Source organism: Enterobacter chuandaensis (assembly GCF_003594915.1).
GTDB classification, from domain to species: domain Bacteria; phylum Pseudomonadota; class Gammaproteobacteria; order Enterobacterales; family Enterobacteriaceae; genus Enterobacter; species Enterobacter chuandaensis.
This window is the reverse complement of sequence record NZ_QZCS01000001.1, coordinates 365,614-385,361: the sequence shown is the minus strand read 5'-3', so window position 1 is coordinate 385,361 and position 19,748 is coordinate 365,614. Positions and strand designations below refer to the sequence as shown.

Annotated in this window: 15 protein-coding genes, 1 tRNA gene and 2 other RNA genes; 8 read left to right on the top strand and 10 right to left on the bottom strand. The window is 57.3% G+C overall.

Features of this window, described 5'->3' with window-relative positions; translation table 11 throughout:
- Positions 1–2: 2 nt before the first annotated feature.
- Positions 3–692: a pyrimidine utilization protein B gene (gene rutB / locus D5066_RS02005; protein ID WP_119914881.1), complete on the bottom strand. Its 690-nt coding sequence runs from the start codon at positions 690–692 to the stop codon at positions 3–5.
- Complete coding sequence (rutA, locus tag D5066_RS02000; protein WP_119914880.1) at positions 692–1,783, bottom strand: pyrimidine utilization protein A; 1,092 nt, start codon at positions 1,781–1,783, stop codon at positions 692–694. The genes rutB and rutA overlap by 1 nt, the downstream gene beginning before the upstream one ends.
- 245 nt (positions 1,784–2,028) lie before the next feature.
- Between rutA and rutR the strand changes: the two genes are divergently transcribed.
- Positions 2,029–2,667 (top strand): HTH-type transcriptional regulator RutR, encoded by a 639-nt coding sequence (gene rutR, locus D5066_RS01995; RefSeq protein WP_015570865.1) that lies wholly within the window; start codon positions 2,029–2,031, stop codon positions 2,665–2,667.
- On the opposite strand, the gene D5066_RS01990 is transcribed toward rutR, so the two are convergent.
- A complete protein-coding gene (locus D5066_RS01990; RefSeq protein ID WP_015570864.1) occupies positions 2,664–3,059 on the bottom strand; it encodes a lysozyme inhibitor LprI family protein in 396 nt (131 codons plus the stop codon). The genes rutR and D5066_RS01990 overlap by 4 nt on opposite strands.
- Before the next feature lie 51 nt (positions 3,060–3,110).
- Positions 3,111–7,073 carry a trifunctional transcriptional regulator/proline dehydrogenase/L-glutamate gamma-semialdehyde dehydrogenase gene (gene putA / locus D5066_RS01985; RefSeq protein WP_119914879.1) on the bottom strand — a complete coding sequence of 1,321 codons (3,963 nt, stop codon included), beginning with the start codon at positions 7,071–7,073 and terminating at the stop codon, positions 3,111–3,113.
- Positions 7,074–7,495: 422 nt separating this feature from the next.
- Here putA and putP point away from each other — a divergent pair, with 422 nt between their 5' ends.
- Positions 7,496–9,004, top strand: coding sequence for a sodium/proline symporter PutP (gene putP, locus D5066_RS01980; protein ID WP_119914878.1), 1,509 nt, complete (start codon positions 7,496–7,498; stop codon positions 9,002–9,004).
- A gap of 75 nt (positions 9,005–9,079) precedes the next feature.
- A complete protein-coding gene (locus D5066_RS01975; protein ID WP_119914877.1) occupies positions 9,080–9,499 on the top strand; it encodes a DUF3574 domain-containing protein in 420 nt (139 codons plus the stop codon).
- 47 nt (positions 9,500–9,546) lie between these two features.
- On the opposite strand, the gene D5066_RS01970 is transcribed toward D5066_RS01975, so the two are convergent.
- Positions 9,547–10,731, bottom strand: a complete 1,185-nt coding sequence (locus tag D5066_RS01970) for a NupC/NupG family nucleoside CNT transporter (protein WP_119914876.1) — start codon at positions 10,729–10,731, stop codon at positions 9,547–9,549.
- A 251-nt stretch (positions 10,732–10,982) separates the two neighbouring features.
- On the opposite strand from D5066_RS01970, the gene efeU reads away from it, so the two are divergent.
- The 5 genes from efeU (at position 10,983) to D5066_RS01940 (ending at position 17,437) form a co-directional block, all read left to right on the top strand.
- Positions 10,983–11,816 (top strand): iron uptake transporter permease EfeU, encoded by an 834-nt coding sequence (gene efeU / locus D5066_RS01960; protein WP_119914874.1) that lies wholly within the window; start codon positions 10,983–10,985, stop codon positions 11,814–11,816.
- Positions 11,817–11,856: 40 nt separating this feature from the next.
- Entirely contained in the window at positions 11,857–12,984 is a 1,128-nt protein-coding gene (gene efeO / locus D5066_RS01955; RefSeq protein WP_080327584.1) for an iron uptake system protein EfeO, read from the top strand.
- A 5-nt stretch (positions 12,985–12,989) separates the two neighbouring features.
- A complete protein-coding gene (gene efeB, locus D5066_RS01950) occupies positions 12,990–14,273 on the top strand; it encodes an iron uptake transporter deferrochelatase/peroxidase subunit (RefSeq protein ID WP_119914873.1) in 1,284 nt (427 codons plus the stop codon).
- Between the two features lie 499 nt (positions 14,274–14,772).
- Positions 14,773–15,564, top strand: coding sequence for a phosphate starvation-inducible protein PhoH (gene phoH / locus D5066_RS01945; RefSeq protein WP_173647354.1), 792 nt, complete (start codon positions 14,773–14,775; stop codon positions 15,562–15,564).
- A 367-nt stretch (positions 15,565–15,931) separates the two neighbouring features.
- Entirely contained in the window at positions 15,932–17,437 is a 1,506-nt protein-coding gene (locus D5066_RS01940; RefSeq protein ID WP_119914872.1) for an alanine/glycine:cation symporter family protein, read from the top strand.
- A 64-nt stretch (positions 17,438–17,501) separates the two neighbouring features.
- On the opposite strand, the gene D5066_RS01935 is transcribed toward D5066_RS01940, so the two are convergent.
- From D5066_RS01935 to D5066_RS01915, 5 genes are all read right to left on the bottom strand, one after another.
- A non-coding RNA gene (locus tag D5066_RS01935) (RtT sRNA) lies at positions 17,502–17,638 on the bottom strand.
- Positions 17,639–17,683: 45 nt separating this feature from the next.
- Positions 17,684–17,820: non-coding RNA, RtT sRNA (locus tag D5066_RS01930), on the bottom strand.
- A gap of 44 nt (positions 17,821–17,864) precedes the next feature.
- Positions 17,865–17,952 (bottom strand) — tRNA-Ser (locus tag D5066_RS01925).
- A gap of 137 nt (positions 17,953–18,089) precedes the next feature.
- Complete coding sequence (locus D5066_RS01920) at positions 18,090–18,767, bottom strand: isochorismatase family protein (RefSeq protein ID WP_080327580.1); 678 nt, start codon at positions 18,765–18,767, stop codon at positions 18,090–18,092.
- Between the two features lie 20 nt (positions 18,768–18,787).
- Positions 18,788–19,648, bottom strand: a complete 861-nt coding sequence (locus tag D5066_RS01915) for a pirin family protein (protein WP_119914871.1) — start codon at positions 19,646–19,648, stop codon at positions 18,788–18,790.
- Positions 19,649–19,748: the final 100 nt, after the last annotated feature.

Genomic DNA, 19,748 nt, shown 5'->3' with positions numbered 1-19,748 from the left:
CCTCAGGCGATACGGGCGAGCGGGGGAGTCAGGGCGTCACAGAAATCAGCGACGTTACTGACCCAGCCAAAAAAGGTTTCAATATTGAACAGGGCCGCTTTCTGGGCGAACTCCGGTCCGGCCTGGTGGGTCGCGTCCTCCAGCACCACGCCGAAATACTCAAGGAAAAAGCCGTCGCGCAGGGTCGACTCCACGCAGACGTTGGTCGCGATCCCGGTAAACACCAGATGGCGAATACCCCGGCTGCGCAGCAGGCTGTCGAGCGGGGTGTTGAAAAAGCCGCTGTAGCGCGGTTTCGGCAGGACGATATCGCCCGCCTGCGGTACCAGCTCGTCCACCAGCTGATAATCCCAGCCGCCTTTGGCCAGCAGCTTGCCCTGCAGGTCTGGGTTTTTGCGCATGGTTTTCAGGGCATTGGACTTGTGGAAGTTGGGCGAGCCGGGGCCACCGGCTTCAACGTACTGGTCATCCCAGCCGTTCTGAAACCAGATGATGAGCATGCCCGCCGCGCGCGCAGCGGCGACGGCGGTTTTAATGTTCGCGATCACGGGCTGGGTGGCGGAGACGTCGAACCCCGCCAGATCCAGATAGCCGCCCTTGCTGGCGTAGGCGTTTTGCATGTCCACCACGATCAGCGCGCTCTGCTGCGGCGCAAAGGTGATGGCTTCCGGGCGAGCGTTTAAGGTCGTCATTACGCCACCTCCTTCGTGACGGCAGGGATATGGGCGCGGCACTGCATCAGCGGCTGAATGCGTTCGCCGAAGGTCTCCACGCCGGTGAGGAAATCATCGAAGGTCAGCAGGACGCCCTCCGCGCCGGGTACGGCCGCCACTTCGTCGAGCATTCTGGCGACGCTGGCATACGAGCCAATCAGCGTGCCCATGTTGATATTGACGGCGGAGGTCGGGTCGGCCATCTGGCGCACGTTGGTGTCCGCGCCGGAACGGGTGTCCTTCTGGCTCTGCTCGGTCAGCCAGCTCAGGGCTTCGTCGTCAGCGCCGTCCTTATACCGCTCCCATTTGGCGCGCGCGGCCTCGTCGGTTTCGTCGGCAATGACCATAAACAGCACGTAGGAGCCCACGTCGCGTCCGGTTTTGTCGGCGGCCTCTTTCATTCGCGCGGCGGTCGGAGCGAAGGCGGCAGGGGTGTTAACGCCTTTGCCGAAGCAGAAGTTGAAGTCGGCGTATTTCGCGGAGAATTCCATCCCCGCGTCGCTCTGCCCGGCGCAAATCACCTTCATCGGCACCGACGGCTGCGGGCTGACGCGGCAGTCGTTCATGGTGAAGAAGTCGCCTTTGAAATCGCTTTTGCCGGTGCCCCACAGGTCGCGCAACACCTGGACGTATTCGGTAAGATAGTCGTAGCGACGCGAGAAGTAATCGTCACCCGGCCAGAGCCCCATCTGCTCGTACTCCGGTTTTTGCCAGCCAGTGACCAGGTTGACGCCAAAACGCCCGCCGGAGATGGAGTCGATGGTAGACGCCATGCGCGCTACGATCGCCGGGGGGAGGGTGAGCGTGGCCGCGGTGGCGTAGATTTGGATCCGGGAAGTGACCGCGGCCAGCCCGGCCATCAGGGTGAAGGACTCCAGGTTGTGGTCCCAGAATTCAGTTTTGCCGCCGAAGCCGCGCAGCTTGATCATCGAAAGCGCAAAGTCGAAATGGTAGTGCTCCGCCTTCTGCACGATGGCTTTATTCAGCTCAAAGGTCGGCATGTATTGCGGTGCAGTGGTCGAGATAAGCCAGCCGTTGTTGCCGATGGGTACAAATACGCCAATTTTCATCACGAACCTCTCTTCATTACGTCGCAGGTGTAACGGTGTTTTTGCAAAGGCAGTGCCAGTTTTGAAAATGGCTGTGTTATTAATGTGTTAATCAATGGTTGGGGAATTGATTCCGCTAAATGTGGACTAACTGGTCAAAAACATTGCACATAAAACAGGCATTCATGCGCGATCGGAGTGCAGGATGTCGTGGCGAGACGGGGGTTTTGCTATGCTGAGGGCAACGCAGAATAAGGAGAGCGAAAATGACACAAGGCGCAGTGAAAACACCCGGTAAACGTTCGCAGGCGGTGAGCGCCAAGAAACAGGCGATCCTCAGCGCCGCGCTGGAGACATTTTCGCAGTTTGGTATTCACGGTACGCGCCTTGAGCAGGTGGCGGAGCAGGCCGGGGTGTCCAAGACCAATCTGCTCTACTACTACCCGTCGAAAGAGGCGCTGTATGTGGCGGTGATGCAGCAGATCCTGGATATCTGGCTCGCACCACTTAAAGCATTTCGCGAAGAGCTGGCCCCGCTGGTGGCGATAGAGGAGTACATACGCCTGAAGCTGGAGGTATCGCGTGATTACCCGCAGGCATCAAGGCTGTTCTGCCTGGAGATGTTGCAGGGCGCGCCGCTGTTGCAGGCGGAGCTGACCGGCGATTTAAAGCAGCTGGTGGACGATAAATCGGCCATTATTGCCGGATGGGTCGCCAGCGGAAAACTGGCGCCCGTCGATCCGCATCATCTGATCTTCATGATTTGGGCCTCAACCCAGCACTACGCTGACTTCGCGGCCCAGGTCGAGGCGGTGACCGGTAAAACGCTCCAGGACGAGGCGTTTTTCCAGAGTACGCTGGATAACGTGCAGCGGATGATTATCGAAGGGATCCGTGTGCGCTAATCAGCCGGTTGGAAAGGGCAGCTTAAATTGCCCTCTTCACACTGCATCAACGAGGCCAGAAAGGCTTCGCGCTCCGCTGTTTTCTCCGTCAGGCACTGGTTGATAATCATCGGCTGAATAGTGCCACCTTCGGTTCCTGAACCCATCAATTTACAGTCTGCGTCACGCAGGGCGATCCACGCCTGCTGCGCCTTTTTCAGCAGGTCGCGCTGAGGGGCTGCCGCGCGTTTGATGGCGGCCTGGTACGTCTGGTTGAGCTTTTTATCCGCAGCCTGGTACTGCTCTGCCGCACAGGCACTGAGTTCTGTCTGGGTGGTCGCTTTGTCGCACTCGTCGGCCAGCGCGCTGGCGCTGAGCAGCAGTGCTGCGCCTGCGATAAGATATCGTTTCATACACTCCCCAATAAAATAAGGCTCCGTCTCCGGAGCCTTATTAGCACAGCGTTAGCCGATTGTCATCAGGCTGGCGTTACCGCCCGCCGCCGCGGTGTTGACGCTGAGCGAGCGCTCCACGTACAGACGCTCCAGCAGCAGGTTGGTTTCCCCGCGCGCAAAGCCCTGCACCGAAACAATCGCGCCGCTGCGGGCCGCTACCTGCTCGCACAGTTCGCGCAACTGGTCGGAATCACCGTGGTAAATCACCGCGTCAAACGGCTGAGTCAGCAGGGCATCGGCCTTCGCAAAGCGAATGCGGGCCGAGACCGCTTTCGGCAGCTGTTTGGCGAGGTCGCGATGCAGCGCATCTTCCGGCCACAGCACTTCACAACCGGTTGCCATCGCCGCGGCCAGCTGCACCAGCGCGTCCTGCTCGTTATCCGCCACGCACAGCACGCGCTCGCGCGGCATCAGCGTCCAGGTGTTGCGCTCGCCGGTTGGCCCCGGCAGCAGACGCTGGGTACCGGCCTGTGCCAGCTCGCCGTACTGCCGGGCAACCGCACGCAGCTCAGGACGTTTTTCCGCCCAGGCGATCAGCGCCTCCAGCGGCTGGGTCAGTACGGTTTTCACCTGCGTATCCACCGGATAGTGTGCGTCCTGACGCGCCAGGGTCACGCCCAGGGCGTTCTCCGGACGGTTCGCCAGCAGACGGTACAGGTAGAGCGGGCCGCCCGCTTTCGGACCGGTGCCGGAGAGGCCTTCACCGCCGAACGGCTGCACGCCCACGACCGCGCCCACCATGTTGCGGTTGACGTACAGGTTGCCGACCCTGGCCGTGCCGGTGACCTGCGCAATGGTCTCGTCGATACGGGTATGCACGCCGAGCGTCAGGCCGTAGCCGGAGGCGTTGATCTGATCGATAAGCTCGTTCAGGTTGTTACGGTTGTAGCGCACCACGTGCAGTACCGGACCGAAGACCTCTTTTTTCAGCTCGTCGAAGCTTGCCAGCTCAATCAGCGTAGGCGACACGAAGGTGCCGGTCTGCCACTCGCGGGCATCTTCGCTGTTCTCGCGCACCGCCTGGAACACTGGACGGCCTTTGGCGCGCATGGTCTGAATGTGATGTTCAATGTTGGCTTTGGCTTCCGCGTCGATCACCGGCCCGATGTCGGTGGTGAGACGGCCCGGGTTGCCCATGCGGCATTCGGCCATTGCGCCGCGCAACATCTTCAGCGTGTGGTCTGCCACGTCGTCCTGCAGGCACAGCACGCGCAGGGCGGAGCAGCGCTGACCGGCGCTGTCAAAGGCGGAGGCCAGCACGTCGACCACCACCTGCTCGGTCAGCGCGGAGGAGTCAACGATCATGGCGTTCATGCCGCCGGTTTCGGCGATGAGCGGGGTAGGACGACCCTGCGCATCCAGACGGGTGGCGATATTGCGCTGCAGCAGAGAGGCCACTTCGGTCGAACCGGTAAACATCACGCCGCGCACGCGGTTATCAGAGGTCAGTTTCGCGCCGACCGTTTCACCGCGGCCCGGCAGCAGCTGGACCACGCCCGCAGGTATGCCTGCCTCCAGAAGAATGTTGATGCCCTGGGCGGCAATCAGCGGGGTCTGCTCTGCTGGTTTTGCCAGCACGCTGTTGCCAGCGGCAAGGGCGGCGGCAATCTGGCCGGTGAAGATCGCCAGCGGGAAGTTCCACGGGCTGATACAGACCACCGGGCCGAGCGGACGGTGGGTTTCGTTATCAAAGTCATCGCGCACCTGACCGGCATAGTAGTGCAGGAAGTCGACGGCCTCGCGCACTTCGGCGATGGCATTGCTGAAGGTTTTACCCGCTTCGCGCACCAGAATGCCGATGAGCGACTGCATCTGATCTTCCATCAGCACCGCCGCGCGTTCCAGAATGGCGGCGCGCTCCTGCGGTGGGGTGGCGAACCAGATTGGCGCGTTGTTCACCGCGCTCTCCAGCGCCTGGTCCACTTCCGCTTCGGTCGCTTCACGCACGTAGCCAACGATATCCTTCGGCTCTGCCGGGTTGATCACAGGCTGCATCTCGCCGTCCTCGACGGACTGTTCCAGAATCGGTTTGGCCTGCCACTTCTGCAATGCGCTGTTGAGCAGGGCAGAGGAGAGGGACGCCAGACGGTGTTCGTTGGCCAGATCCAGACCGGCTGAATTGACGCGGCCTTCGCCATACAGTTCGCGCGGCAGGGCAATCTTCGGATGCGGCAGGCCAATCTGGCCTTCCTGCGCCGCCATCTTCTCTACGGCCTGCACCGGGTCGGCCACCAGCTCGTCCAGCGGCAGGGTGGTATCGGCGATGCGGTTAACGAAGGAGGTATTCGCGCCGTTTTCCAGCAGACGACGCACCAGGTACGCCAGCAGGGTTTCGTGGGTTCCCACCGGGGCATAGATGCGGCAAGGGCGGTTCAGCTTGCCGTCCGCCACTTTACCGGTGACCTGCTCGTAAAGCGGTTCACCCATGCCGTGCAGGCACTGGAACTCGTACTGGCCCGGATAGTAGTTCTGACCCGCCAGGCTGTAAATCGCCGCCAGGGTGTGGGCGTTGTGGGTCGCGAACTGCGGATAAATCAGGTTCGGCACGCCGAGCAGCTTTTTCGCGCAGGCGAGGTAAGAGACGTCGGTGTAAACCTTGCGGGTATAGACCGGATAGCCTTCCAGCCCTTCCATCTGGGCGCGTTTGATTTCGCTGTCCCAGTAGGCACCCTTCACCAGGCGGATCATCAGGCGACGGCGGCTGCGGCTCGCCAGGTCGATCAGGTAGTCAATGACGAACGGACAGCGCTTCTGGTAGGCCTGGATGACGAAGCCAATGCCGTTCCAGCCCGCCAGCTCCGGCTCGAAGCACAGTTTTTCCAGCAGATCGAGAGAGATCTCCAGACGATCGGCTTCTTCGGCGTCGATGTTAATGCCGATGTCATACTGGCGTGCCAGCAGGGTCAGGGACTTCAGGCGCGGATAAAGCTCTTCCATTACGCGGTCGTACTGTGCGCGGCTGTAGCGCGGGTGCAGGGCGGAGAGCTTAATAGAGATGCCCGGGCCTTCATAAATACCGCGACCGTTGGAGGCTTTACCGATGGCGTGGATCGCCTGCTGGTAAGAGACCATATAGGCCTGTGCGTCGGCGGCGGTCAGCGCCGCTTCGCCCAGCATGTCGTAAGAGTAGCGGAAACCTTTATCTTCCAGCTTGCGGGCGTTCGCCAGCGCTTCGGCAATGGTCTCCCCGGTGACGAACTGCTCGCCCATCAGGCGCATCGCCATGTCCACGCCCTTGCGGATCAGCGGCTCGCCGCTCTTGCCGATGATGCGGTTCAGGGAGCGTGACAGGTTGGCTTCGTTATGGGTGGAGACCAGCTTGCCGGTAAATAGCAGACCCCAGGTGGCGGCGTTGACGAACAGCGACGGGCTGCGGCCAATGTGGGAGTGCCAGTTGCCGTTGCTGATCTTGTCGCGGATCAGCGCGTCGCGGGTGGCTTTATCCGGAATACGCAGCAGCGCTTCCGCCAGGCACATCAGCGCCACCCCTTCCTGTGAGGAGAGGGAGAACTCCTGCAGCAGGCCCTGCACCATCCCGGCGCGGCCGGTGGCGGTTTTCTGGTTGCGCAGCTTGTCGGCTAACTGATACGCCAGGCTGTGCGCCTGGGCGGCAATGGCTTCCGGCAGGCGGGCCTGCTCCAGCAGCATCGGCACGGCGTCGGTTTCGGCGCGGCGGTAAGCCCCGGTAATGGCGGCGCGGCTGACGGACTGCGGCAGGATCTGCTCGGCAAATTCGAGGAACGGCTGGTGGTTCTCTTCCACCGCCGTCGCGGCGTCTTCGCTTTCGTTCGCTGCACCCGCCAGCAGGGCAGGCAGCTCCGGCAGGCCGTCTTCGCTCTCCAGCCTTTCCAGATAGTTAAAAATGGCCTGCTTGATTAGCCAGTGCGGTGTGCGGTCAATGCGGGTTGCTGCGGTCTTAATCCGTTCGCGGGTTGCGTCATCCAGCTTAACCCCCATGGTGGTCATCCCCATGCCAAAACTCCTGTTGTTCTGTAATAGCGTTCTGTTGATAGCGTGAAATATCCACCATGTTGCAACTTTGTGCAACCGTGTTAAATGTGACCTGGTTTGCAAGCTGGAAAATGAATGGATTGTTAACGAATGGTTAGCTGGAAAAAAGCGCTGGCTTCTGCATGCGAACCCTGGTTTTATGCGGTACTTAACACTTTTCAAAGGTGCAACCCGTATAAATGTGAGCGAGTGCAACCTATAGGAAAGACGTATAAAACCAGGGATGAAATTCATGTAAATGCAGTGTTAAATCGTTTGTCAGTGGGATGCGTATACGGCAGGATAGCGCGCCCAACAGAAACACATACACACATCACTACGTTCCGGTGATGACATAACAAGGCAACCCGGACGGTTGTCGCTCGACATTTTGGAGAATTTGAATGGCTATTAGCACACCGATGCTGGTGACATTTCTCGTTTATATTTTTGGCATGATCCTGATAGGGTTTTTGGCATGGCGTTCGACAAAGAACTTTGACGACTACATTCTGGGCGGCCGCAGTTTAGGCCCGATGGTCACCGCGCTCTCTGCGGGCGCATCCGACATGAGCGGCTGGCTGCTGATGGGGCTGCCGGGCGCGATTTTCATCTCCGGTATTTCCGAAAGCTGGATCGCCATCGGCCTGACCGTGGGCGCGTGGATCAACTGGAAGCTGGTGGCAGGCCGTCTGCGCGTGCACACCGAAGCCAACAACAATGCCCTGACGCTGCCGGACTACTTCACCGGACGCTTTGAAGATAACAGCCGCATTCTGCGCATTATCTCCGCAGTGGTTATCCTGCTGTTCTTCACCATCTACTGTGCCTCCGGCATCGTGGCCGGTGCGCGCCTGTTCGAAAGCACCTTCGGCATGAGCTACGAAACCGCCCTGTGGGCCGGTGCCGCAGCAACCATCCTCTATACCTTCGTGGGCGGGTTCCTGGCGGTAAGCTGGACCGACACCGTGCAGGCGAGCCTGATGATTTTCGCCCTGATCCTGACCCCGGTGATTGTGATTTTCACCGTCGGCGGCTTTGGCGAATCGCTGGAAGTGATTAAGCAGAAGAGCATTGAAAACGTCGACATGCTGAAAGGGCTGAACTTCGTAGCCATCGTCTCCCTGATGGGCTGGGGCCTGGGCTACTTCGGTCAGCCGCACATTCTGGCGCGCTTTATGGCGGCGGACTCTCACCACACCATCGTTCACGCGCGTCGCATCAGTATGACGTGGATGATTCTGTGTCTGGCGGGCGCGTGTGCGGTCGGCTTCTTCGGTATCGCCTACTTCAACAACAACCCGGCTCAGGCGGGCGCGGTGAACCAGAACGCCGAGCGCGTGTTCATCGAGCTGGCGCAGATCCTGTTCAACCCGTGGATTGCCGGTATCCTGCTCTCCGCGATCCTGGCGGCGGTAATGTCCACCCTGAGCTGCCAGCTGCTGGTGTGCTCCAGTGCGATCACCGAAGACCTCTACAAAGCCTTCCTGCGTAAAAACGCGAGCCAGAAAGAGCTGGTGTGGGTAGGGCGCTTTATGGTGCTGGTGGTGGCGCTGGTGGCGATTGCGCTGGCGGCCAACCCGGAAAACCGCGTGCTGGGCCTGGTGAGCTACGCGTGGGCGGGCTTTGGTGCGGCGTTTGGTCCGGTGGTGCTGTTCTCCGTCATGTGGTCACGCATGACCCGTAACGGCGCGCTGGCGGGGATGATCATCGGTGCGGTGACCGTCATCGTCTGGAAACAGTTCGCGTGGCTGGGCCTGTACGAAATCATTCCGGGCTTCATCTTCGGCAGCATCGGCATTGTGGTGTTCAGCCTGCTGGGTAAAGCCCCGTCTGCCTCTATGCAGAAGCGCTTTGCGGAAGCGGACGCGCATTACCACACTGCGCCGCCGACTAAGCTTCAGGCAGAGTAAAAATATACCCCCCTCACCCTAACCCTCTCCCCAAAGGGGAGAGGGGACAGACCGTTCACCAGTTCGAGATGATAAATGATGATTAAAACAGGGTTAATGGTGGCAGCATTAATGCTTCTGGCGGGTTGTAACGCTCCCACGCAGCGCGCGGCGGTAGAGACCTGCAAAGCGGATAACCAGATGCAGCAGACCACGCTCTATTTTGGCTTGAATCGCCCTGCCGGGGCGCAGATCACCAGCAACGAGTGGCAGCAGTTTGTTGACCAGGACGTGACGCCGCGCTTTCGCGATGGCTTAACGGTATTTGATGCGCGCGGGCAGTGGCTGGGGAACGACGGGAAAGTGGCGCGTGAGCCCAGCAAAGCGTTGATGCTGATCCACGGTAAAGACGCGCAGAGTGAAACAAATATCGAAGCGTTACGCGGGATTTATAAATCACGCTTCGCGCAGGAGTCGGTGATGCGCGTCGACCAGCCGGTGTGTGTGCAGTTTTAATAAAAACGGCGGGAAATCCCGCCGTTATTATTTTGTAGCAAAGCAATTTACAACACTAATCCCGCAAAGCTCGCCGACAGCAGGCTCACCAGCGTCGCGCCGTACACTAGGCGCAGACCAAACCGCGACACCACGTTCCCCTGCTGCTCGTTCAGACCCTTAATCGCCCCGGCCACAATGCCGATGGACGCGAAGTTCGCGAACGATACCAGGAAGACGGACAAAATGCCCAGCCCGCGCGGTGACATCTGATGAGCGATTTTTTGCAGCTCAATCATCGCCACAAATTCATTCGCTACCAGCTTGGTTGCCATAATGCTGCCCGCATTCAGGGCATCGCTCAGCGGAATACCAATAAGCCACGCCAGCGGATAAAACACATAGCCTAAAATCTGCTGGAAGCTCATGCCGAATACGCTGGAGAAGAGGGCGTTAACGGCGCTAATAAGGGCGATAAAGCCAATCAGCATCGCCAGAATAATCATCGCCACCTTAAAACCGGCCAGAATATACTCGCCCAGCATTTCGAAGAAGCTCTGGGATTCGTGCAGCTTTTCCAGCCTGATATCCGGCTCCGCTTCCGGACGCACCGGGTTAATGACCGAGAGAATAATAAAGGTGCTGAACATGTTCAGGATCAGCGCCGCGACGACAAATTTGGCGTCCAGCATGGTCATATAGGCCCCGACAATCGACAGGGAGACCGTCGACATGGCGGTTGCGGCCATGGTGAACAGACGACGCGAGGAGAGATCCCCCAGCACGCCCTTGTAGGCAATGAAGTTTTCCGACTGGCCGAGGATCAGCGAACTTACCGCATTAAAGGATTCCAGCTTGCCCATGCCGTTCAGTTTTGACAGCAGCGTTCCGATAATCCGAATAAATATCGGCAAAATTCGCCAGTGCTGGAGAATACCAATCAGCGCGGAAATAAAAATTATCGGGCACAGCACGCCAAGGAAAATGAACGCCAGTCCTTTTTCACCCATGCCGCCAAAGACGAAATTTGTCCCTTCAGAGGCGAATTTAAGCAGCGATTCAAAGAAACCGGAGACGTATTTAATAATAAACAGGCCGCTTTCTGCGTGCAGGAAAAAGAATGCCAGAGCAATTTCAATAACAATCAGCTGTAAAACATAACGAATGCGAATTTTTCGGCGGTCGAAACTTACCAGCCAGGCGAGCGCAAGAATAATCACCAGCGCCAGCAGGAAATGGACAATCTTAAACATGGTTTATTTTCGGTTGGTTTTCGAGGCGGACATTTAGCCACAGCGTTGATTAACCGTAAATGGGCATTTTCGTTATAACTTATAAATGCAATCGTAACGATTGGAATTATTATCCTGCGATGCGGTTACAACTCGTCATCAAATCACCACACATTTCGCTTGTGTTTCTTTTCGCCGTAATGATAATCACTATCACAAGAATTTACCTTTCTTTGCATCAGTTGACCGCGATAAACATTTAAGGTGTCGGCATGTTTGTTCCATTTCTCATTATGTTACGTGAAGGGCTTGAAGCGGCCCTGATTGTCAGCCTTATCGCCAGCTATCTGAAGCGTACCCAGCGCGGGCGCTGGATTGGCGTGATGTGGGTTGGCGTCTTCCTTGCCGCGGCGCTCTGCCTGGGGCTGGGTATTCTCATCAATGAAACCACCGGCGAATTCCCCCAGAAAGAGCAGGAGCTGTTTGAAGGTATCGTCGCCGCGATTGCGGTATTCATACTGACGTGGATGGTCTTCTGGATGCGCAAAGTTTCCCGCAACGTGAAGGTGCAGCTGGAGCAGGCGGTGGATAACGCCCTGCAAAAAGGCAACCATCACGGCTGGGCGCTGATCCTGATGGTCTTTTTCGCCGTCGCGCGTGAAGGCCTGGAGTCTGTTTTCTTCCTGCTGGCGGCGTTTCAACAGGATGTCGGCATCTGGCCGCCGGTTGGCGCTATGCTCGGGCTGGCAACCGCGGTGGTGCTGGGCTTTCTGCTTTACTGGGGCGGCATTCGTCTTAACCTCGGCGCGTTCTTCAAGTGGACCAGCCTGTTTATTCTGCTGGTGGCGGCAGGGCTGGCGGCAGGGGCGATCCGCGCCTTCCACGAGGCGGGCCTGTGGAACCACTTCCAGGACGTGGCGTTCGATCTCAGCCACGTTCTCTCCACCCATTCTCTGACCGGCACCCTGCTCGAAGGCATCTTCGGCTACCAGGAAACGCCAAGCGTCAGCGAAGTGGCGATGTACTTTATCTATCTGGTTCCGGCGCTGGTGCTGTTCGCGATGCCGCCGCGTACCGGCTCGCAGGCGTCGCGCGTCGCGCCATAATTATCGCTTTAGTTACAACATACTTTTTAAGGGAAGAGTCATGGCAATTCAGTTCCGTCGTAATGCGTTATGCGCAGGCATTGCCGCGCTGTTCGCTTCTACTTTCACCGCTCAGGCGGCAGATATTCCGCAAGTAAAAGTCACCGTTAACGATAAGCAGTGTGAGCCGATGACCATCACGGTTAACAGCGGCAAAACCCAGTTTATCATTCAGAACCACAGCCAGAAGGCGCTGGAGTGGGAGATCCTTAAAGGCGTGATGGTGGTGGAAGAGCGCGAGAATATCGCGCCGGGCTTCAGCCAGAAGATGACCGCCAACCTGCAGCCGGGTGAATACGACATGACCTGCGGGCTGCTGACCAATCCGAAAGGCAAGCTGATCGTGAAGGGCGACGCCACGAAGGATGCCGCGAAGGGCGATGCCCTGCTGAGCCTGGGTGAGGCCATCACCGCCTATAAAGCCTACGTCACCAAAGAGACGGCGGACCTGGTCGCGGGCACCAAAGCTTTTACCGACGCGGTGAAAGCGGGCGATATCGAGAAAGCGAAATCCCTGTACGCGCCAACTCGTCAGCATTACGAGCGCATCGAACCGATTGCCGAGCTGTTCTCTGACCTTGATGGCAGCATTGATGCCCGTGAAGACGACTACGAGCAGAAGGCCGCCGATCCGAAATTCACCGGCTTCCACCGTCTGGAAAAAGCACTGTTTGGTGATAACTCCACCAAAGGGATGGAGAAATACGCCGGGCAGCTGAACACCGACGTGCTGGAGCTGCAAAAGCGCATCAGCGAGCTGGCCTTCCCGCCGTCGAAGGTGGTGGGCGGCGCGGCCGGTCTGATTGAAGAAGTGGCTGCCAGCAAAATCAGCGGTGAAGAGGATCGCTACAGTCACACCGACCTGTGGGACTTCCAGGCTAACGTCGACGGCGCACAGAAGATTGTCGATCTGCTGCGTCCTCAGTTGCAAAAAGAGAACGGCGAACTGCTGGCGAAAGTGGATGCCAACTTCAAAAAAGTCGACACCATCCTGGCGAAGTATCGCACTAAAGACGGTTTCGAAACTTATGACAAGCTAACCGACGCCGACCGTAACGCGCTGAAAGGCCCGATTACCACCCTGGCGGAAGATCTCTCCCTGCTGCGTGGCGTTCTGGGTCTGGACTAAGCACGATGAACAAGCACGACGAGTACGACGTGGCGGAACCTTCCCGACGTCGTTTGCTAAAAGGGGTAGGGGCGCTGGGCGGCGCGCTTGCCCTGGCCGGTGGCTGCCCGGTGGCGCACGCGGCAAAACCGCAAAGCGCGCCCGGCACGCTGTCGCCGGATGCCCGCATGGAGACGCAGCCGTTTTACGGGGAGCACCAGGCGGGTATTCTGACGCCACAGCAGGCTTCCATGATGCTGGTGGCCTTTGATTCGCTGGCCAGCGATAAGGCGGATCTGGAGCGTCTGTTCCGCCTGCTGACGACGCGCATCGCGTTTCTTACCGCGGGCGGTCCGGCACCGGAGACGCCGAACCCGCGCCTGCCGCCGATGGATTCCGGTATCCTCGGGGCGTTTATCGCCCCGGATAACCTGACCATTACCGTCTCGGTGGGCGAGTCGCTGTTTGATGAGCGCTACGGCCTGGCAAAACAGAAGCCGAAAGCGCTGCAGAAAATGACGCGCTTCCCGAATGACTCCCTCGACGCGGCGCTGTGCCACGGCGATCTGCTCCTGCAGATTTGCGCCAATACCCAGGACACGGTGATCCACGCCCTGCGCGATATCATCAAACATACGCCGGATCTGCTGAGCGTGCGCTGGAAGCGGGAAGGGTTTATCTCCGATCACGCCGCGCGCAGCAAAGGCAAAGAGACGCCGGTAAACCTGCTGGGCTTTAAGGACGGTACGGCCAACCCGGACAGCAGCGATGCGGCGTTGATGAAAGACGTGGTGTGGGTGACGGCGAACCAGGACGAACCGGCGTGGGCGGTGGGCGGCAGCTATCAGGCGGTGCGCATTATCCAGTTCCACGTGGAGTTCTGGGACCGCACGCCGCTTAAAGAGCAGCAGACCATTTTTGGCCGCGACAAGCAGAGCGGGGCGCCGCTGGGGATGAAGCACGAGCATGACGTGCCTGACTACGCGAGCGATCCGGATGGCGACGTTATCGCGCTCGACAGCCATATTCGCCTTGCCAACCCGCGCACCAAAGAGACGCAGTCCAGCCTGATGATGCGCCGTGGCTACAGCTATTCGCTGGGCGTGACCAACTCCGGCCAGCTTGATATGGGGCTGCTGTTCGTCTGCTATCAGCACGATCTGGAGAAAGGCTTCCTGACCGTGCAGAAGCGGCTGAACGGCGAAGCGCTGGAAGAGTATATAAAACCTATCGGCGGCGGCTATTTCTTTGCTCTGCCTGGCCCGCGCGACCGGAACGCGTACCTCGCACAAGGGCTGATCGAAGCCTGATAATTGTCCCTGCGATAGTTCGCGGGGACATTATTTTTTCATATGACTATCTTGTTGTTATATTTCTGTAATATTCATATATGAGACTGATTCCGCTGCAGGAGTAGTCTTAAAAGTTGCATTCAGGTAAAATAAATGTTGCATTTATGATAACTCCTGATGTACTTAAGATAAGACAGCGGTAGTTCCCGGCAGTGATGCTGAATCACTATGGAGATCGCGAATGGTTGCGTCCTGTACTGGACAAGGTAAACATAACAACCGCAGCACCCGGCGCGGAGGCTCAGACTCCGGCAGCGATTTCCTCACCACTAAATTCTCCCCCACACCTCAAGAATCTGATTCGACCGACGTGCAGAACGGTGCGCGTAGCCGTTCCGTATTGTCATCCGATAAAGCAAGCAATGGCTTACAAGGAAGCCAACCCTCTGATGTTCGTGCGCATAATCGTGCCGAAGCTGGCGCGTGTGATGAATACCAACAACTCAAGGTGCTATCCATGGGAAGACAAAAAGCAGTGATCAAAGCTCGTCGCGAAGCAAAACGTGTGCTGAGACGGGATTCACGTAGCCATAAACAGCGTGAAGAAGAATCGGTCACCTCGCTTGTGCAGATGAGTGGCGTAGAAGCAATTGGCATGGCCCGAGACAGCCGTGATAATTCTCCAATTGTGGCTCGCAATGAGGCTCAGGCGCACTACCTGAATGCTATCGAGAGTAAACAGCTCATCTTTGCAACCGGTGAAGCCGGATGCGGTAAAACCTGGATCAGTGCGGCCAAAGCGGCGGAAGCGCTGATCCATAAGGACGTGGAACGCATTATTGTTACCCGTCCTGTACTGCAAGCTGATGAAGATCTCGGTTTCCTGCCCGGGGATATTTCGGAGAAGTTTGCTCCGTACTTCAGGCCCGTCTATGACGTGCTGGTGAAGCGACTGGGTGCATCCTTTATGCAGTACTGCCTGCGACCAGAGATTGGCAAGGTGGAAATCGCGCCGTTCGCCTATATGCGCGGACGTACATTTGAAAATGCGGTCGTCATTCTTGACGAGGCTCAGAACGTGACCGCTGCGCAAATGAAGATGTTCTTAACGCGCCTCGGGGAGAACGTGACGGTTATCGTTAACGGCGATATTACCCAGTGTGACCTGCCATCCGGCGTGAAGTCCGGGTTGAGCGACGCGATGTCACGTTTTGAGGAAGATGAGATGATTGGGGTGGTACGTTTCACCAAAGAGGACTGTGTGCGTTCAGCGCTGTGTCAACGGACGCTGGAAGTGTATTCCGATTAAGATCATTCTTTTTAAGCCATTTCTTCCCGGCGTTATGCCGGGAAGCGTTATTTATTCTTTGCATACCTCACCTGTTATTCATAATTAATCATTTCGATTATTTATTTATATTCGGCTGGTTTTTATTTGAGTGGTAGAAGTGTGACATGTGTTTATAATACCCACAAAATATCTATGAATATAATGATCGCGCTAATTGTTAGTTAAAAATTAAACGTGAATGTTGTCACAGAACATTACTACGAAGTAAAAATTAAGTTGGTGTCTTCAGGGGAGTTATCTATGTTTCGTACTTGTTCGCACAAAATTCTAAGAAGAAACACAACAGGGGATCCGTTTCCCCGAAACATCACGCTGAGGGTCACACATGAACGAACTGGTTGGTGCTATTAATGGAGTAATCTGGAGTCCTGCGTTAATATTTTTATGTCTGGGTGTTGGCCTCTATTTCTCACTTCGTAGTCGCTTTCTGCAATTACGTCACATGAAACATATGATTACCCTGATGTTCCAGGGGCGTCCTACCGATGCAGGCGTATCGTCGTTTCAGGCGCTGACGATGACGCTGGCAGGCCGCGTGGGGACAGGGAATATCGCCGGTGTGGCTACGGCAATTACCTTTGGCGGGCCGGGCGCGCTTTTCTGGATGTGGATAGTGGCGTTTTTAGGCGCTAGTTCAGCATTTGTCGAATCTACTCTTGGTCAGGTTTATAAAGAAAAAATAAACGGGGAATATCGCGGTGGTCCTGCCTTTTATATTGAAAAAGGGTTAGGGGTGAAGTGGTACGCATGGTTATTTGCGATTGTGACTATTTTCTCCTGCGGGTTATTACTTCCGGGCGTACAGGCAAACTCGATTGGTGCGAGCCTGGATATTGCCTTTGGTCTGAGTCCGAACGTCACGGCGGCATTACTTGCGGTGCTGTTAAGTTTTATTATTTTCGGTGGTGTGAAAAGGATCGCCAGTTTTAGCAGCATGGTGGTGCCATTTATGGCTCTCGGCTATATTATTGTCGCCTGCGTTATTATCGCCATTAATATTAACCAACTCCCTTCAGTGATTCTGCTGATCTGGAAAAGTGCATTCGGCCTGGAAGCAGGCTTTGGCGCCATCCTCGGTCAGGCAATTATGTGGGGCGTTAAGCGCGGGGTTTATTCCAACGAGGCGGCGCAGGGAACCGGACCGCACGCGTCATCGGCGGCGGCGGTGAGCCATCCGGTGAAGCAGGGGCTGGTTCAGGCATTCTCGGTCTACATTGATACGCTGTTTGTCTGCTCCGCGACAGGGTTCATGCTGCTGATTACCGGGTTGTATAACGTGCAGGGCGTCGACGGCGCGGCGCTGTATACCGGGATTGCAGGCGTGGCCGCGGGGCCGGGCTATGTCCAGACGGCGATGGAAAGTATGATGCCGGGCTTTGGTAATTACTTTGTTGCCATTGCGCTGTTCTTCTTTGCCTTCACCACGATCATTGCTTATTACTACATCGCTGAAACGAATATCGCCTACATCAACCGTAAAATTCACCGCCCGTGGCTGACCTTCCTGCTTAAGTTATGTCTGATGGCTTCGACGGTGTATGGCACGGTTCGTACCGCGGATCTGGCCTGGGGCCTTGGGGATATTGGCGTAGGGCTGATGGCATGGCTCAACATTATTGCCATTGTTCTGCTGCATAAAAAAGCGTTTGCCAGCCTGAAGGATTATGAAATTCAGAACGCGCAGGGGCTGGATCCACAGTTTGACCCCATTCGGCTGGGGATTAAAAATGCGGATTACTGGCTGGAGGAGCGTAGGGATGAGAATATTGCTAATCCTGGGCAGGTTTCATCTCCCGAAGGAAAGCAGCCGGCAGGGAAGTTGAGTAGCTGAGGAATAGAATAAGAAGGCCCGTGCTTTTGTACGGGCTTTCTTTTTTAGTAGGTGAGGTAGCTCGTGTCGCACCGGGGGGGATTGACTCGCTTCGCTCGCCCTACGGGCAGCCTGTTCGCTTCGCTCTCAGTCTGTCCAACTGGCTGCGCCAGTTGTCGAACCCCGGTCGGGGGTTCTCATCCCCCCCCTTACGAAGAATATAAAAGAAAAAAGCCCGTACTTTCGTACGAGCTCTCATCTTAAATATGGCGGTGAGGGGGGGATTGACTCGCTTCGCTCGCCCTGCGGGCAGCCTGTTCGCTGCGCTCTCAGTCTGTCCAACTGGCTGCGCCAGTTGTCGAACCCCGGTCGGGGGTTCTCATCCCCCCACAGGCGTGCAACATGCGAAAAAAAAGCCCGCATTTTCATGCGAGCTCTTCTTTAAATATGGCGGTGAGGGGGGGATTCGAACCCCCGATACGTTGCCGTATACACACTTTCCAGGCGTGCTCCTTCAGCCACTCGGACACCTCACCATATTGTTTTGCTGCCTGACCGCTTGGGGGGCAACGGGGCGCTACTATAGGGAGTTGCGCGAAAGCGGTCAAGCAGATTTTCTGCATTCGTGCTTGTTCGGTTAAGCCTTAATCAGCTTATGCCGCACAGCGGAGGATTAACGCTGTGAATCGAGCACTTCGCTGTTTTTCACCACTTCCTGCGCTTTGCCGTAGCTTTCGATCAGCAGCTGGTAAGCCGGGAAGATGTGGGTGTATACCTCAGCCCATTCACCCGCATCTTCACGGTTCCAGGTTCGCTGGATCTCAGAGGCCACCGCAGCGGTATCCATCGGTACCACACCGGCCTGAACCACGCGCGCCAGGGTGATCTCCTGCGCCATTTTGCTGTAGGTGCCGGAAGCATCAATCACCGCAAACACTTTATACCCGTCCGCCACCGCGCTGATGGACGGGAAGGCCATGCAGACGCTGGTGATCGTGCCCGCGATAATCAGCGTTTTACGGCCCGTGGCTTTCACCGCCGCCACGAATTCCGGGTTATCCCAGGCGTTGATTTCACCTTTGCGGGCCACATACTGCGCATGCGGTGCGTTGGCGTGGATCTCCGGGATAAGCGGGCCGTTCGGTCCCTGTGGAACGGAGGCGGTGGTGATCACCGGGATCTTCGCCAGCGTGGCGATCTTTGCCAGCGCCGCCGCACGGGCGCGCAGCTCCGGCATGGGCATGTCGCCGACGGTCTGGAACAGCCCGCTCTGGTGGTCGATAAGCAGCATGACAGCATCATTTACGTCAATGACGGGACGTGCACCGTTGAAGTTTGCAGGGGTAGACATATTGCGCTCCTTTATTACGTTTAGATCTGGCCAAAGCGGCCGGAGTTGAAATAGCGAATAGCCTCGGCGATCTCGGTTTTACTGTTCATCACAAACGGGCCGTAGCCCACAATGGGTTCATTCAGCGGCTCACCGGCCATCAGCAGCACTTTCGCGTCGCTGTTCGCTTCCAGATGCAGCCTGTCGCCGCTCTGACTCAGCACGACCAGCTGCGCTTCACCCGCTGGCGTGCTGCCGTTGACCGTAACGCTGCCCTCAAGTACTACCAGCGCCGTGCTCCAGCCTTCGGGCTGATTCAGCGTCAGATGGCTGCCCTGGTGCAGCGACAGATCCCACACGTTCAGCGGTGAGAAGGTATGGGCCGGGCCCGTCACATCCTCAAAACGGCCAGCGATGACCCGCAGCGTGCCGCTGTTATCCGGCAGCGTGACCACCGGGATATCGGCTTTGGTGATGCTCTGGTAACCGGGCGTCGCCATTTTGTCCCTGGCGGGCAGGTTGACCCACAGCTGCATCATTTTCAGTTCGCCGCCTTTCTGTGCGAAGGCGCTGGAGTGAAACTCCTCGTGCAGGATGCCCGCGCCCGCGGTCATCCACTGGACATCGCCGGGGCCGATGACGCCGCCTCTGCCGGTGGAGTCGCGATGCTCCACTTCGCCGGAGTAGACGATAGTGACCGTTTCAAAGCCGCGATGAGGATGCTCGCCCACGCCGCGTTTCGCGCCGTCCGCCGGGAAGGTGTACGGCCCGGCATAGTCCAGCAGCAGAAACGGGCTCAGCGGCTCGCCGTGCGTCTGGTACGAAAACATCGAACGAACCGGAAAACCGTCACCGACCCAGTGCGGACGAGGTGCGGTATAAACGCCTGTTACGTTTTTCATGATTAACTCCTGATGTTCTGTTGATGTAATTAGCTTATATTCAGAGTTAATATCCCGGTAGATAGTGAAAATGACATTCACTGTTCTGAAAATGGAACGA